The organism is Streptomyces griseoviridis, from assembly GCF_005222485.1.
GTDB lineage: Bacteria > Actinomycetota > Actinomycetes > Streptomycetales > Streptomycetaceae > Streptomyces > Streptomyces hintoniae.
This window is the reverse complement of sequence record NZ_CP029078.1, coordinates 3,677,344-3,691,263: the sequence shown is the minus strand read 5'-3', so window position 1 is coordinate 3,691,263 and position 13,920 is coordinate 3,677,344. Positions and strand designations below refer to the sequence as shown.

Annotated in this window: 9 protein-coding genes; 5 read left to right on the top strand and 4 right to left on the bottom strand. The window is 71.8% G+C overall.

Features of this window, described 5'->3' with window-relative positions; genetic code table 11:
* Positions 1–45: 45 nt before the first annotated feature.
* Together DDJ31_RS15510 and DDJ31_RS15505 are read left to right on the top strand one after the other, a co-directional pair.
* On the top strand, positions 46–561 hold the full coding sequence (locus DDJ31_RS15510; RefSeq protein WP_127179698.1) for a DUF6912 family protein: 516 nt from the start codon (positions 46–48) through the stop codon (positions 559–561).
* A gap of 74 nt (positions 562–635) precedes the next feature.
* Positions 636–1,301 carry an HAD family hydrolase gene (locus tag DDJ31_RS15505; protein WP_127179699.1) on the top strand — a complete coding sequence of 222 codons (666 nt, stop codon included), beginning with the start codon at positions 636–638 and terminating at the stop codon, positions 1,299–1,301.
* A gap of 120 nt (positions 1,302–1,421) precedes the next feature.
* Here DDJ31_RS15505 and DDJ31_RS15500 read toward each other — a convergent pair whose 3' ends face one another.
* Positions 1,422–1,988, bottom strand: coding sequence for a DJ-1/PfpI family protein (locus tag DDJ31_RS15500; RefSeq protein ID WP_127179700.1), 567 nt, complete (start codon positions 1,986–1,988; stop codon positions 1,422–1,424).
* A 723-nt stretch (positions 1,989–2,711) separates the two neighbouring features.
* Between DDJ31_RS15500 and DDJ31_RS15495 the strand changes: the two genes are divergently transcribed.
* Positions 2,712–7,658 carry an NAD-glutamate dehydrogenase gene (locus DDJ31_RS15495; RefSeq protein WP_127179701.1) on the top strand — a complete coding sequence of 1,649 codons (4,947 nt, stop codon included), beginning with the start codon at positions 2,712–2,714 and terminating at the stop codon, positions 7,656–7,658.
* Positions 7,659–7,776: 118 nt separating this feature from the next.
* On the opposite strand, the gene DDJ31_RS15490 is transcribed toward DDJ31_RS15495, so the two are convergent.
* Positions 7,777–8,748: a LysR family transcriptional regulator gene (locus DDJ31_RS15490; RefSeq protein ID WP_127179702.1), complete on the bottom strand. Its 972-nt coding sequence runs from the start codon at positions 8,746–8,748 to the stop codon at positions 7,777–7,779.
* Positions 8,749–8,981: 233 nt separating this feature from the next.
* On the opposite strand from DDJ31_RS15490, the gene DDJ31_RS15485 reads away from it, so the two are divergent.
* Entirely contained in the window at positions 8,982–10,319 is a 1,338-nt protein-coding gene (locus DDJ31_RS15485) for an MFS transporter (protein ID WP_206280688.1), read from the top strand.
* Positions 10,320–10,359: 40 nt separating this feature from the next.
* Entirely contained in the window at positions 10,360–12,006 is a 1,647-nt protein-coding gene (locus DDJ31_RS15480; protein WP_127179703.1) for an amidohydrolase, read from the top strand.
* A 3-nt stretch (positions 12,007–12,009) separates the two neighbouring features.
* Here the strand turns inward: DDJ31_RS15480 and DDJ31_RS15475 are convergent, their stop codons facing one another.
* Entirely contained in the window at positions 12,010–12,867 is an 858-nt protein-coding gene (locus DDJ31_RS15475; RefSeq protein WP_127179704.1) for an ABC transporter ATP-binding protein, read from the bottom strand.
* On the bottom strand, positions 12,860–13,774 hold the full coding sequence (locus DDJ31_RS15470) for an ABC transporter permease (RefSeq protein ID WP_127179705.1): 915 nt from the start codon (positions 13,772–13,774) through the stop codon (positions 12,860–12,862). Before DDJ31_RS15470 ends, DDJ31_RS15475 begins: the two co-directional genes overlap by 8 nt.
* Positions 13,775–13,920 lie beyond the last annotated feature (146 nt).

Below are 13,920 nucleotides of genomic sequence, written 5' to 3'. Positions count from 1 at the left end.
TGGACCCCCGGAGGAGCCGACCGACCCCCGAAGAGAGCGGCGAGCATGCGCGTCTACGTCCCCCTGACCCTCCCCGGTCTCGCCGAGGCGTACAAGACGGGCGAGCTGGCGGCCGGGCCGTTCCTCGCGTACGCCGTCACGCCCGCGCTGCGCGAGTGGTACCTCTCCGACGACATCGAGGAGCTGGAGTACGCGGCGCTCAACCGGGCCGCGCTGGGCTCCCTGCGACTGCTGGCCGCCGACCCCGGGGCGGTCAGGCGACGGGTCGTGGTCGCCGTCGACGTGCCCGACGGCACGGCGGTCGCCGACCCCGACCGCGGGCTCGACCCGGCGGCGCTCGGCGAGGTGCGGGTGAGCGGGTCCGCGGCGCTCGCGAAGGCGTCGTCCGTGCACGTCGACGCCGGGGACGCGGAGGCCGACGTGAGCGCGGCGGCCGGGGCGCTGGCCGCGGCGGACGGCGGGGACGACGACGCGCAGTTCACGGTGGACGGGGCCGAGGACCACGAGCTGCTGTGGTTCGCGACGCAGGAGATCCCGGACCTGATCGGGCTCGGCGGCTGACCGGCCGGCCCCGACGAAACCGGTCCTGACCTGCGGCAGCGGCGATTGTCAGTGGCGGCGGGTACGTTCTTGGCATGGGGATGCAGACAGGGGCCCACATCGTGTGGGACTGGAACGGCACGCTGTTCCACGACAACGACGCGATCATCGGGGCGACGAACGCGGCCTTCGGCGAGCTGGGGCTGAGGCCGATCACCATGGAGCAGTACCGGGCGCTGTACTGCGTGCCGGTGCCGAAGTTCTACGAGCGGCTGCTCGGGCGGCTGCCCACGGACGCCGAGTGGGAGGTCATGGACGCGACCTTCCAGCGGTACTACACCGAGCACCGGGTCGGGTGCGGGCTCACCGCGGGCGCGGCCGAGCTGCTCGCGGGGTGGCGGTCGGCGGGGCGCAGCCAGTCCATCCTGAGCATGTACGGCCATGACGAACTCGTGCCGCTGGTACGCGGGTTCGGGATAGAGGCGCACTTCCTGCGGGTCGACGGGCGGACCGGGCCGTCCGGCGGCAGCAAGACCGAGCACATGGTGCGCCACCTCGGCGCGCTCGCCGGTGTGGACCCGGCCCGCACGGTGGTGATCGGGGACGCCGCGGACGACGCCGTCGCCGCGCTGCACGTGGGGGCGCGGGCCGTGCTGTACACCGGCGGTTCGCACGGCAGGGCCCGCCTCGAAGAGGTCGGCGTGCCCGTGGTGGACACCCTGGGGGAGGCCGTCGCGGAGGCGGAGAGACTTGCCGCGTGACCGCGTGACCGCGTGACCGCGTGACCGCGTGACCGCGTGACCGCGTGACGTCCGGCCGGGCGGAGGGCGGCACGTCGGTGGGTGTCGTCCTCCGCGGCGCCGGCCGGACGTGGCGGCGGGTCAGGCAGCCGGTGCCTTGGCCCGCAGCACCTTGAGGAACTCCCGCATCCACGCGGAGTGGTCGGGCCAGGCGCGGGACGAGACCAGGGTGCCGTCGACGACCGCCTCGGAGTCCTGGAAGGTGGCGCCCGCGGAGCGCATGTCCGGTTCCAGCGCCGGATACGCGGTCACCCGGCGGCCGCGCAGCCCGTCGGCCGCCGCCGTGATCAGGGGGCCGTGGCAGATCTGGGCCACCGGCTTGTCCGCGTCGAGGAACGAGGTGAGGATCGCGCGCAGCTCGGGGTCGTTGCGCAGGTACTCGGGGGCGCGGCCGCCGGGGATGACGAGGGCCGCGTACCGGTCGGGGTCGACCTCGGAGAAGGCGAGGTCGGCGGGCCAGGTGTAGCCGGGCTTCTCGGTGTACGTGTCGAAGCCGGGTTCGAAATCGTGGACGACGAAGCGGAGCTTCTTGCGGGAAGGAGCAGCGATATGGACCTCGTAGCCCTCTTCACGGAGGCGCTGGTACGGATACAGCACCTCGAGCGACTCCGCCGCGTCACCGGTGACGATCAGGATGTTGGCTGTCATGTCGGCAACGTGCCCCCGCGGGGGCGGCTTGCCAAGAGGGCGCGCGGCCGGAACACGCCGTCCCACCGGAAGGCGGAGCCGGGCCGGCCCCCGGCAGGGCACCGGACCCCGGCGCCCCAGGGGACACCGGCACCCCACCGAAACCCGGCACCCCGCCCCACCCCGGCGTCTCAGGCGACCCCGGCCCCGGTGACCCCACCGGTACCCCACCTGACCCCGGCTCCCGCTCGCCCTCCCGCTCGCCGTCCCGCGCCGGTGTCCCGGCGTACTCCGATACGCCGCCCCACCCCCTTCCGCCCCTGTGCAGAACGTCAAAGTTCCACCCCCTGTTTTGTACACATACGGCTCATGACGGAGCCCCCCGGCGGAGCGATAGCCTGGGTGGCGTGATCAGCGCGATAGTTCGCGGGGGCACTGTCGCCCCCGCCCTGCGCCCGGCGAGCACGGAGGACATCCGTGACCGGGCGGCGGTCGCTGATCTTCGCGGGCGGGACGGGAGTGCGAGAGCTTCCCGGGTGCCGCGCACACCTCCGACGTCACGGCAGAGATCAGTGTCACACCCACCGGACGCGTCGGATATGGCTGATAAGCCCCCGCTCATCTCACCCTGCGGCATAGCGTCGGAACGGACCGGACACCCCGGGCCGTGGCGTCGAGCCGCAAAGGAAGAGACCGAACTTCCTTCTACGTCACGCAACGGCGCGCGACAGGAGCCAGAGGACAATGCAGACCAAGCTGGACGAAGCCAAGGCCGAGCTGCTGGAGAGGGCCGCTCGGGTAGCTGAGAACAGCCCGGTCGGTGGGCACCTACCGACCGGGAAGACGGACAAGAGCACCTCCGCACCGGACACCCCGGACCGTGAATCCGTGCTCGCGTTCCTCCAGCGCTACTACCTGCACACCGCACCGGAGGACCTCGGCGACCGCGACCCGGTCGACGTCTTCGGGGCCGCCTACTCCCACTACCGACTGGCCGAGAACCGACCCCAGGGCACCGCCAACGTGCGCGTGCACACCCCGACCGTCGAGGAGAACGGCTGGACGTGCAGCCACTCCGTGGTCGAGGTCGTCACCGACGACATGCCCTTCCTCGTCGACTCCGTCACCAACGAGCTGACCCGCCAGGGCCGCGGCATCCACGTCGTCATCCACCCGCAGGTCACCGTCCGCCGCGACGTCACCGGCAAGCTGATCGAGGTGCTGCCCGCCCAGCCGGGCGCGAAGCTCCCGCACGACGGCCACACCGAGTCCTGGATCCACGTCGAGATCGACCGGGAGACCGACCGCGGCGACCTCAAGCAGATCACCGCCGATCTGCTGCGCGTCCTGTCCGACGTCCGGGAGGCCGTCGAGGACTGGGAGAAGATGCGCGACAGCGCGCTGCGCATCGCCGACGAGCTGCCCGCCGAGCCCGTCGCCACCGACCTGCGCGACCAGGACGTCGACGAGGCCCGCGAGCTGCTGCGCTGGCTGGCCGCCGACCACTTCACCTTCCTCGGCTTCCGCGAGTACGAGCTGCGCGACGACGACTCGCTGAGCGCGGTGCCCGGCACCGGCCTCGGCATCCTGCGCTCCGACCCGCACCACTCGGAGGACGAGGGCCACCCGGTCAGCCCGTCGTTCGAGCGGCTGCCCGCCGACGCGCGCGCCAAGGCCCGCGAGCACAAGCTGCTGGTGCTGACCAAGGCCAACAGCCGCGCCACCGTCCACCGCCCCTCGTACCTGGACTACATCGGCGTCAAGAAGTTCGACGCCGAGGGCAACGTCGTCGGCGAGCGCCGGTTCCTCGGGCTGTTCTCGTCCGCCGCCTACACCGAGTCCGTGCGCCGGGTTCCGGTCATCCGCCGCAAGGTCGCCGAGGTGCTCCAGCGGGCCGGCTTCTCGCCCAACAGCCACGACGGCCGCGACCTGCTCCAGATCCTGGAGACGTACCCGCGCGACGAGCTGTTCCAGACGCCCGCCGACGAGCTGCAGTCGATCGTCACCTCGGTGCTCTACCTCCAGGAGCGCCGCAGGCTGCGGCTGTACCTGCGCCAGGACGAGTACGGGCGCTACTACTCGGCCCTCATCTACCTGCCCCGCGACCGCTACACCACCGGCGTCCGGCTGCGGATCATCGACATCCTCAAGGAGGAGCTGGGCGGCACCAACGTCGACTTCACCGCCTGGAACACCGAGTCGATCCTGTCCCGGCTGCACTTCGTGGTGCGGGTGCCGCAGGGCACCGAGCTGCCCGAGCTGTCGGACAGCGACAAGGAGCGGCTCGAGGTCAGGCTCGCCGAGGCCGCCCGCTCCTGGGCCGACGCGTTCGCCGAGGCGCTGAACGCCGAGTCGGGCGAGGAGCGCGCCGCCGAGCTGCTGCGCCACTACGGCAACGCCTTCCCCGAGGGCTACAAGGCCGACCACACCCCGCGCGCGGCCGTCGCCGACCTGCTGCACATCGAGGCGCTCGACGAGGAGAACGCGTTCGCGCTCAGCCTCTACGAGCCGGTCGGGGCCGCGCCGGAGGAGCGCCGGTTCAAGATCTACCGCAAGGGTGACGCGGTCTCCCTCTCCGCGGTGCTGCCGGTCCTCAGCAGGCTCGGCGTCGAGGTCGTCGACGAGCGGCCGTACGAGCTGCGCTGCGCCGACCGCTCCATCGCCTGGATCTACGACTTCGGCCTGCGCATGCCCAAGTCGCTCGTCGGCAACGGCGACTACCTGGGCGAGGACGGCCGCGAGCGGTTCCAGGAGGCGTTCGCCGCCACCTGGACGGGACGGGCGGAGAACGACGGCTTCAACGCGCTGGTGCTGAGCACCGGCCTGTCCTGGCGGCAGGCGATGGTGCTGCGCGCCTACGCCAAGTACCTGCGCCAGGCCGGTTCGCCGTTCAGCCAGGACTACATGGAGGACACCCTCCGCAACAACGTCCACACCACCCGGCTGCTGGTCTCGCTGTTCGAGGCGCGGATGGCGCCGGAGCGGCAGCGGGCCGGGCACGAGATCGTCGACGCGCTCCTCGAAGAGGTCGACGCGGCCCTCGACCAGGTGGCCTCGCTCGACGAGGACCGCATCCTGCGCTCGTTCCTGACCGTCATCAAGGCGACCCTGCGCACCAACTTCTTCCAGGAGGCAGCGGACGGCACGCCGCACGCGTACGTCTCCATGAAGTTCGACCCGCAGGCCATCCCGGACCTGCCGGCGCCGCGTCCGGCGTACGAGATCTGGGTGTACTCGCCGCGCGTCGAGGGCGTGCACCTGCGGTTCGGGAAGGTCGCGCGCGGTGGTCTGCGCTGGTCGGACCGGCGGGAGGACTTCCGCACCGAGATCCTCGGCCTGGTCAAGGCGCAGATGGTGAAGAACACCGTCATCGTGCCGGTCGGCGCCAAGGGCGGCTTCGTCGCCAAGCAGCTGCCCGACCCGGCCGTGGACCGCGACGCGTGGCTCGCCGAGGGCATCGCCAGCTACAAGACGTTCATCTCGGCGCTGCTCGACATCACCGACAACATGGTGGCGGGCGAGGTCGTGCCGCCGGCCGACGTGGTCCGCCACGACGAGGACGACACCTACCTCGTCGTCGCCGCCGACAAGGGCACCGCGACCTTCTCCGACATCGCCAACGGGGTCGCCGGGACGTACAACTTCTGGCTCGGGGACGCCTTCGCCTCCGGCGGCTCGGCCGGCTACGACCACAAGGGCATGGGCATCACCGCGCGCGGCGCCTGGGAGTCCGTCAAGCGGCACTTCCGCGAGCTGGCCGTGGACACCCAGAGCGAGGACTTCACGGTCGTCGGCATCGGTGACATGTCCGGTGACGTGTTCGGCAACGGCATGCTGCTGTCCGAGCACATCCGGCTGGTCGCCGCCTTCGACCACCGGCACATCTTCATCGACCCGACCCCGGACGCGGCCACCTCCTACGCCGAGCGCCGCCGCGTCTTCGAGCTGCCGCGCAGCTCCTGGGCCGACTACGACACGAGCCTGCTCTCCACGGGCGGCGGCGTCTTCCCCCGCACCGCCAAGGCCATCACGGTCAACGGGCACATCCGCGAGGCGCTCGGCATCGAGTCGGGCGTCACCAAGATGACCCCGGCCGACCTGATGAAGGCGATCCTCAAGGCCCGGGTCGACCTGCTGTGGAACGGCGGTATCGGCACCTACGTCAAGGCGTCGACGGAGTCCCACGCGGACGTCGGCGACAAGGCCAACGACCCGATCCGGGTGGACGGCGCCGACCTGCGCGTCAAGGTCGTCGGTGAGGGCGGCAACCTGGGCCTGACCCAGCTCGGCCGGATCGAGTTCGCGCTCACCGGCGGCCGGATCAACACGGACGCCATCGACAACAGCGCGGGCGTGGACACCTCCGACCACGAGGTGAACATCAAGATCCTGCTCAACAGCCTGGTCAACGACGGCGACATGACCGTCAAGCAGCGCAACAAGGTGCTCGCGGGGATGACCGACGAGGTCGGCCGTCTCGTGCTGCGCAACAACTACGCGCAGAACACCGCGATCGCCAACGCGCTCGCCCAGTCCAAGGACATGCTCCACGCCCAGCAGCGGTTCATCCGCCACCTGGTGCGCGAGGGCCATCTGGACCGGGCCCTCGAGTTCCTGCCCACGGACCGCCAGATCCGCGAGCGGCTCTCCCAGGGCCAGGGCCTGACCAGCCCCGAGACGGCCGTCCTGCTGGCCTACACGAAGATCACCGTCGCCGACGAGCTGCTGCACACCTCGCTGCCCGACGACGACTACCTGCGCGGCCTGCTGTACGCGTACTTCCCGACCGACGTGCGGGAGAAGTTCGCCGAGCACGTCGACGGGCACCCGCTGCGCCGCGAGATCGTCACGACCGTGCTGGTCAACGACACCGTCAACACCGGCGGAACAACGTATCTGCACCGGCTGCGGGAGGAGACCGGCGCCTCTCTCGAGGAGATCGTCAGGGCGCAGACCGCGGCCCGCGCGATCTTCCGCTCCTCGCCGGTGTGGGACGCGGTGGAGGGGCTCGACAACACCGTCGAGGCCGCCGTCCAGACCCGGATCAGGCTGCACTCGCGCCGGCTGGTGGAGCGCGGCACGCGGTGGCTGCTCAACAACCGGCCGCAGCCGCTGCAGATCGCCGAGACGGTGGAGTTCTTCGCGGACCGCGTCGAGCAGGTCTGGCAGGAGCTGCCGAAGCTGCTGCGCGGCGCCGACGCCGAGTGGTGGCAGCGCATCCACGACGAGCTGACCGCCGCCGGGGTCCCCGAGGAGCTGGCCACCGGGGTCGCCGGGTTCTCCTCGGTGTTCCCGGCGCTGGACATCGTCTCGGTGGCCGACCGCACCGGCAAGGAGCCGATGCAGGTCGCCGAGGTCTACTACGACCTCGCCGACCGGCTGCACATCTCCCAGCTCATGGACCGCATCATCGAGCTGCCCCGCGCGGACCGCTGGCAGTCCATGGCCCGCGCGTCGATCCGCGAGGACCTCTACGCGGCCCACTCGGCGCTGACCGCGGACGTCCTGGCCGCGGGCAACGGCACCTCGACGCCCGAGCAGCGCTTCACCGCCTGGGAGGAGAAGAACGCGGCGATCCTCAGCCGGGCGCGCACCACCCTGGAGGAGATCCAGGGCTCGGAGGCGTTCGACCTCGCCAACCTGTCGGTGGCGATGCGTACCATGCGCACCCTGCTCAGGACCCACTCGTAGGCCCTGACCCGAGGCTGACCGCAGGCGAAGGCGCCCGGGACCGTCATGGTCCCGGGCGCCTTCGCCGTCCGCGCCGGCCGTCCGCCTGCGCAGCAGCGACCGGAACCTGGGTCCGGGCCTAGGTCTGATCCGGTGCTGGTGCTGGTGCTGGTGCTGGTGCTGGCGCCGGTGCGGGGTCCGTCGTGGGTGGGGCGGGGCGGCTGCCGGGTTTTCTGCCGCCGTCGTTGGCCATGAGCCAGCGCGACAGGTCCCGCATCGCCGCGTCGATCTCGGCGTGCGCGTAGTGGTCGGGGTCCCAGCCGGCGTACAGGGAGACGGCCAGCGCGCCGCCCCGGCAGGTCAGCGGGCGGGCGCACAGGTCGAACTGCGGGTGGTCGAGGACGACGCAGACGCCGTGGCCCGCGGCGGCCAGGGCCTGCGCCATCGCCTCGGACTGCGGTTCGAAGGCCGGCCGCAGCGGTGTGCCCTGCTCGTACAGGGCCGTGTCGAGGGCCCGCCGCACGGCGCTGGTCCGGCCGCTGACGATGACCGGGTGGTCGAGCAGGCTCGCCAGCTCCAGATCACCGCCGTCCTCCCGGGCCAGCGGGTGGGAGGCGGGCAGTTGGGCGCTGATCCGGCGCCCGCCGAGCCGCAGCGCGGCCATGCCGCCGGGCGGCGGGCTGGTGGAGATGCCGATGTCGACGTCACCGGCCCGCAGTCGCTCGTACACCTGGTCGGGCTCACAGCCCCTGGCGTCGGCGAACGGCCCGCCGACCTCGGCGACGAACGGGGCCACCAGGTGCGTGATGGTGGAGTTGGGGCAGGCCACCCGGAACTGCAACGGGCTCTGCCCGGAGAGCGCCTGGAGCAGCTCGGTGCCCCGGGCGGCGCGCAGCGTGAGGTCCCTGGCGACGGGCACGAAGCGGCGTCCGGCCGCAGTGAGCCGCACCCCCGTGCTGGTGCGGCGCAGCAGCTCGGTGCCCAACTCGCGTTCGAGGGAGCGTAGTTGCCGGGAGACGGAGGGCTGCGCCACATGGACGCGCGCGGCGGCCGCCGTCATCGAGCCGGTGTCGACCACCGCGAGGAAGTAGCGCAGCACCCGCAGTTCCATCGTGCCTCCGTCGTGTCGCCGCGCCCGCCCACCAGGGCGCCATGCCTTGAGGGTATGGCCGCGCAGCTCAGAAGGTACTGGACCGTATGGCCGGTGAGCTACGAAACTGAGGCGGACCGGACAACACCGTTCGAACGGGCACCCGCAGCGTCGCGGTCATCGCAGGTCCTCACGCGGCCTCCTTCCGCGCAGGTCGAATCCGTCGGCACCGCCGCTCATCCCCGGAGTCAGCCATGCCCCACGCCATGTCCACCCCTGGCCGCAGAGCCAGACGTGCCACCACCGCGTCCTTCATCGGGACCGCCGTCGAGTGGTACGACTTCTACATCTACGGCACCGCCACCGCCCTGGTGTTCGGCAAGCTGTTCTTCCCCACCGCCAGCCCGGCCGCCGGCACCCTCGCCGCCTTCGCCACCTTCTGGGTCGGCTTCCTGGCCCGCCCGGTGGGCGGACTGATCTTCGGCCACATCGGCGACCGGGTGGGGCGCAAGAACGTCCTCGTCACCACGCTGGTTCTGATGGGGTCGGCCACCACGCTCATCGGTGTGCTGCCCACCCACGCGAGCATCGGCGTCGCCGCGCCCGTCCTGCTGGTGCTGCTGCGCGCCGTGCAGGGCATCGCGGTCGGCGGCGAATGGGGCGGCGCGGTGCTCATGGCCACCGAGAACACCGAGCACAAGCGCCGCGGACTGGCCGGCATGTGGGTCCAGCAGGGCTCGCCCGCAGGCGCCGTGCTGGCCTCCCTGGTCTTCATCGCCGTGGGCCATCTGCCCGACGACGCCTTCCTGTCGTGGGGCTGGCGCGTGCCGTTCCTGCTCTCCGCCGTGCTGGTCGTCATCGGCCTGGTCATCCGGCTGAAGGTCTCCGAGTCCACCGACTTCGAGGAGGCCAGGAAGCACGAGGAGGCCGCCCCGAAGATCCCCGTGGTCGAGCTGTTCCGCACCTCGTGGCCGCTGGTCCTGCTCGGCGTGGGCGCCAGCGCGATGGGCATCTCGTCCGCCTACTTCACCAACACCTTCGTGCTCTCCTGGGCCACCAGCGACCTGGGCGTGCACCGGCAGACCATGCTCGACATCCTGCTCGTCCTCGCCGTCCTGCAGTTCCTGTGGCAGCCGCTCGCGGCGCTGCTGGCCCAGCGGGTGGGGACCGTCCGGCTGATGGCGGGCGCCCTGGTCGCCAACATCGTCGTCGCGGTGCCGATGTTCCTGCTGATCGCCACCCGCGACAGCGCCCTGATCGGCGTGGGCCTCGCGCTCGGCGTGCTCACCGGGTGCAGCTACTACGCGCTGCTGGCCGGCTTCCTCTCCCAGGCGTTCCCCGTCAGGGTCCGCTACACCGGCGTCTCCATGGCCTACCAGCTGTGCAGCACCGTCATCGGCGGCTCCACCCCGCTGCTCGCCCAGTGGCTGCTCACCCGGGGCGGCGGGCACTGGCCGGTGGTCGGCTACTACGTCGTGCTCCTGCTGCTGACGACGGTCAGCGTGCTGGCCCTGGCCAGGCGCCGCCCCCAGCCGGACGACGAGGCGCCGACCGGCGTCCGGGAGCCGGAGGGCCGGCCCGCCGTGGCGTGATCCGGCCACCCGCACGAACCCTCTTCGCTAGGAACCAGTCATGCGCTTGGACGCCCTGTTCACCAACGGCCGCTTCACCACCCTCGACCCGGACCGGCCCACCGCCCACACCCTCGGGGTCATCGGGGGCCGGATCGCCGGCCTGGACGACGACGTCGCCGGCTGCACCGCCGACCGGGTCCACGACCTGCGGGGCGCCCCGGCGGTGCCCGGCTTCAACGACGCCCACCAGCACCTGAGCATGCGCGGTCGCCGGCTCCTCCAGCTCGACCTGCACGCCAGGACCGTCCCCACCCTCGACGCCCTGTACGCGGCGGTGCGGGAGCGGGCGGCCGGTCTCGGGCCCGACGAGTGGATCTTCGGCGCGGGCTACGACCAGAACAAGATCGGCGCCCATCCGACGGCCGAGGCCCTCGACGAGGCGGCACAGGGGCGTCCGGTGTGGCTGGAACACGTCTCCTGCCACATGGGCGTGGCCAACACCGCCGCCTTCACCCGCGCCGGTTTCACCGACCGGTTCGGCGTGCCCGACCTCGACGGCGGCCACGTCGAGCGGGCGGCGGACGGCAGGGCGGTCGGCCTGCTCCAGGAGACCGCCCAGCACCTGGTGACCAGGGCGTTCCGGCCCACCCCCGCGGACGCGATCGTCGCGGCCATCGCGGCGGGCAACGACCAGGGCGTGACCGAGGGCATCACCAGCCTCACCGAGCCGGGCATCGCCGCCGCCGAACACGTCGGGCACGGCCCCGCCGACCTGCACGCCTTCCACCGGGCCGTGCGGGAGGGCGCGCTGAGGATCCGCACCACGGTGATGCCCTACATGACCGTTCTGCACGACCTGGGGCCCGTCGGTGACGGCGCCACCTGGTTCGGGCTCGACCTGGGGCTGCGCAGCGGGTTCGGCGACGACCGGCTGAAGATCGGCGCCACCAAGATCGCCACGGACGGCTCCCTGATCGGCCGCTCGGCCCACATGTGCTGCGGCTACCAGGACGAACCCGACAACGTCGGCTTCCTCCAGTTCGACGAGGAGTGGCTGCGCCGCACCATCACCGAGGCGCACCGGTGCGGCTGGCAGATCGCCGCCCACGCCATCGGGGACGCCGCCGTCGACGTCGTCCTGGACGCCTTCGAGGCCGCGCAGGCGGCCCATCCGCGCCGGGACGCCCGCCACCGCATCGAGCACTTCGCCGTCGCCTCCGACCAGCAGGTGCGCCGGCTGGTCGCCAACCAGGTGATCCCGGTGCCGCAGGGGCGCTTCGTCTCCGAGATCGGCGACGGCATGATCACCGCGCTCGGCCCCGAGCGCGCCGAGCACTGCTACCGGATGCGCAGCCTGCTGGACGCCGGCGCCGTCCTGCCCGGCAGCAGCGACGCCCCGGTGGCGCACGGCAGTCCGCTGCTCGGCATCCACGACATGGTCAACCGCCGCACCGCGGCCGGGGTCCCGCTGGCCCCCGCCGAGGCGGTCACCCCCGAGCAGGCCCTGTACGCCTACACCGTGGGGTCGGCCTACGCCGAGCACGCCGAGGACCGCAAGGGCCGCCTCGCCCGCGGCATGCTGGCCGACTTCGCGGTCCTCTCGGACGACCTGCTGGGTGTCGACCCCGGGCGGATCGACACCCTGACCGTGGGCGCCACGGTGATCGGCGGCGAGGTCGTGCACGACGCGGGCGCCCTCGGCTGACGCTCAGACGGAGGCCGCCGCCGGGGTCTTCGGCGCGGCGGCTGCCTTCGGCTTCGCCTTGGGCTTGGTGTCGCCCTTGTCGCCGGTGAAGGCCTCGTACTCCTTGAGGACGTCGTCCGTCGGGCCGTCCATGCGCAGCTCGCCGCGCTCCAGCCACAGCACCCGGTCGCAGGTGTCGCGGATCGACTTGTTGTTGTGGCTGACCAGGAACACCGTCCCGGCGTGCTTGCGCAGCTCGCGGATGCGGTCCTCGGAGCGCTTCTGGAACTTGCGGTCGCCGGTGGCGAGCGCCTCGTCGATGAGCAGCACGTCGTGGTCCTTGGCGGCGGCGATGGAGAACCGCAGGCGGGCCGCCATGCCGGAGGAGTAGGTGCGCATCGGCAGGGTGATGAAGTCGCCCTTCTCGTTGATCCCGGAGAAGTCGACGATGTCGTCGTAGCGCTCCTTGATCTGCTCGCGGGACATGCCCATGGCGAGGCCGCCGAGGTAGACGTTGCGTTCGCCGGTGAGGTCGCTCATCAGGGCCGCGTTGACGCCGAGCAGGGAGGGCTGGCCGTCGGTGTAGATCCGGCCGTTCTCCACCGGCAGCAGGCCCGCGACCGCCTTGAGCAGCGTCGACTTGCCGGAGCCGTTGGTGCCGATCAGGCCGATCGCCTCGCCCCGGTGGGCGACGAACGACACGTTCCGCACGGCGTGCACCCGGCGCACGCCGGCCGCCTTCTCGGCCTTGCCGCGGCGCAGGATGCGGTTGAGGGCCGCGGTCGCGGAGCCGCGTCCGGCGCCGGTGCCGTTGACGCGGTAGACGATGTCGACGCCGTCGGCGACGACGGTGGGGACCAGCTCGGAAGTGTTCTCAGCCACGGCCGTACGTCTCCTCGGACTTCCAGAAGTAGATGAACCCGCCGACTCCGGCGATCAGCGCCCACGCGGTCGCCGCCGGCCACACGTGCGGCGGGAGCTGACTCGCGTGGAAGCTGTCGATCAGCGCGTAGCGCATGAGGTCGATGTAGACGGCCGCCGGATTGGTCTCCAGCGCGAGGGTCACGATATGCGGCAGGTGGTCCTTCTCCGTGAGCTTGTCGATGCTCCACATCACCCCGGACACGTACATCCAGGTGCGCAGCAGGAACGGCATGAGCTGCGCGATGTCCGGTGTCTTCGCGCCCATCCGCGCCACGACCATCGCCACTCCGGCGTTGAACGTGAACTGGAGGACCAGCGCGGGCACCGCGAGCAGCCAGGAGAGGGAGACCGGCACGCCGAAGCAGAGCAGGATCACCACCAGGGCGCACATCGAGAACAGCAGCTGCTGGAGCTGCTGGAGGCAGAACGAGATCGGCAGCGCGGCCCGCGGGAAGTGCAGCGCCCTGACCAGGCCGAGGTTGCCTGAGATGGCGCGGGTGCCGGCCAGGATCGAGCTCTGCGTGAACGTCCAGATGAACACGCCCGTGACCAGGAACGGGATGTAGTCGGGCACGCCCTTCTTGGTGCCGAGCAGGATGCCGAAGATGAAGTAGTACACGGCCGCGTTCAGCAGCGGCGTCATGACCTGCCACACCTGGCCGAGCTTGGCCTGGCTGTACTGGGAGGTGAGCTTGGCGGTGGAGAAGGCGCCGATGAAGTGGCGCCTGGCCCAGAGCTGGCGGACGTACTCCGACAGGGTGGGGCGGGCGCCGCTGACCGTGAGGCCGTGGCGGGCGGCGAGCGCCGCGAGGTCGTCGCCTGGCGGGGCCGGCGTCGGGGGCGGTGTGTCGAGTGCCTGGCTCACATCCGCTGCTTTCGCTCGAAGGGGGAGGGACCGGGGGATCGGGGAATTGGGGGGTGGGAGAGGGGGAGGGCGGGGCGGGTGGGGACGTGGGGCCGGCCGCGGCGGGGCCTGCGGCCGTGGTCCTGCGGGGGCGTCACCCGGTGTTT

Excerpts from the sequence above, each read along its gene's own strand:
- DDJ31_RS15485 (WP_206280688.1), top strand. The coding sequence starts at position 8,982 with ATGCCCCACGCCATGTCCACCCCTGGCCGCAGAGCCAGACGTGCCACC.
- DDJ31_RS15505 (WP_127179699.1), top strand. The coding sequence starts at position 636 with ATGGGGATGCAGACAGGGGCCCACATCGTGTGGGACTGGAACGGCACG.
- DDJ31_RS15480 (WP_127179703.1), top strand. The coding sequence starts at position 10,360 with ATGCGCTTGGACGCCCTGTTCACCAACGGCCGCTTCACCACCCTCGAC.
- DDJ31_RS15490 (WP_127179702.1), bottom strand. The coding sequence starts at position 8,748 with ATGGAACTGCGGGTGCTGCGCTACTTCCTCGCGGTGGTCGACACCGGC.
- DDJ31_RS15495 (WP_127179701.1), top strand. The coding sequence starts at position 2,712 with ATGCAGACCAAGCTGGACGAAGCCAAGGCCGAGCTGCTGGAGAGGGCC.
- DDJ31_RS15510 (WP_127179698.1), top strand. The coding sequence starts at position 46 with ATGCGCGTCTACGTCCCCCTGACCCTCCCCGGTCTCGCCGAGGCGTAC.
- DDJ31_RS15500 (WP_127179700.1), bottom strand. The coding sequence starts at position 1,988 with ATGACAGCCAACATCCTGATCGTCACCGGTGACGCGGCGGAGTCGCTC.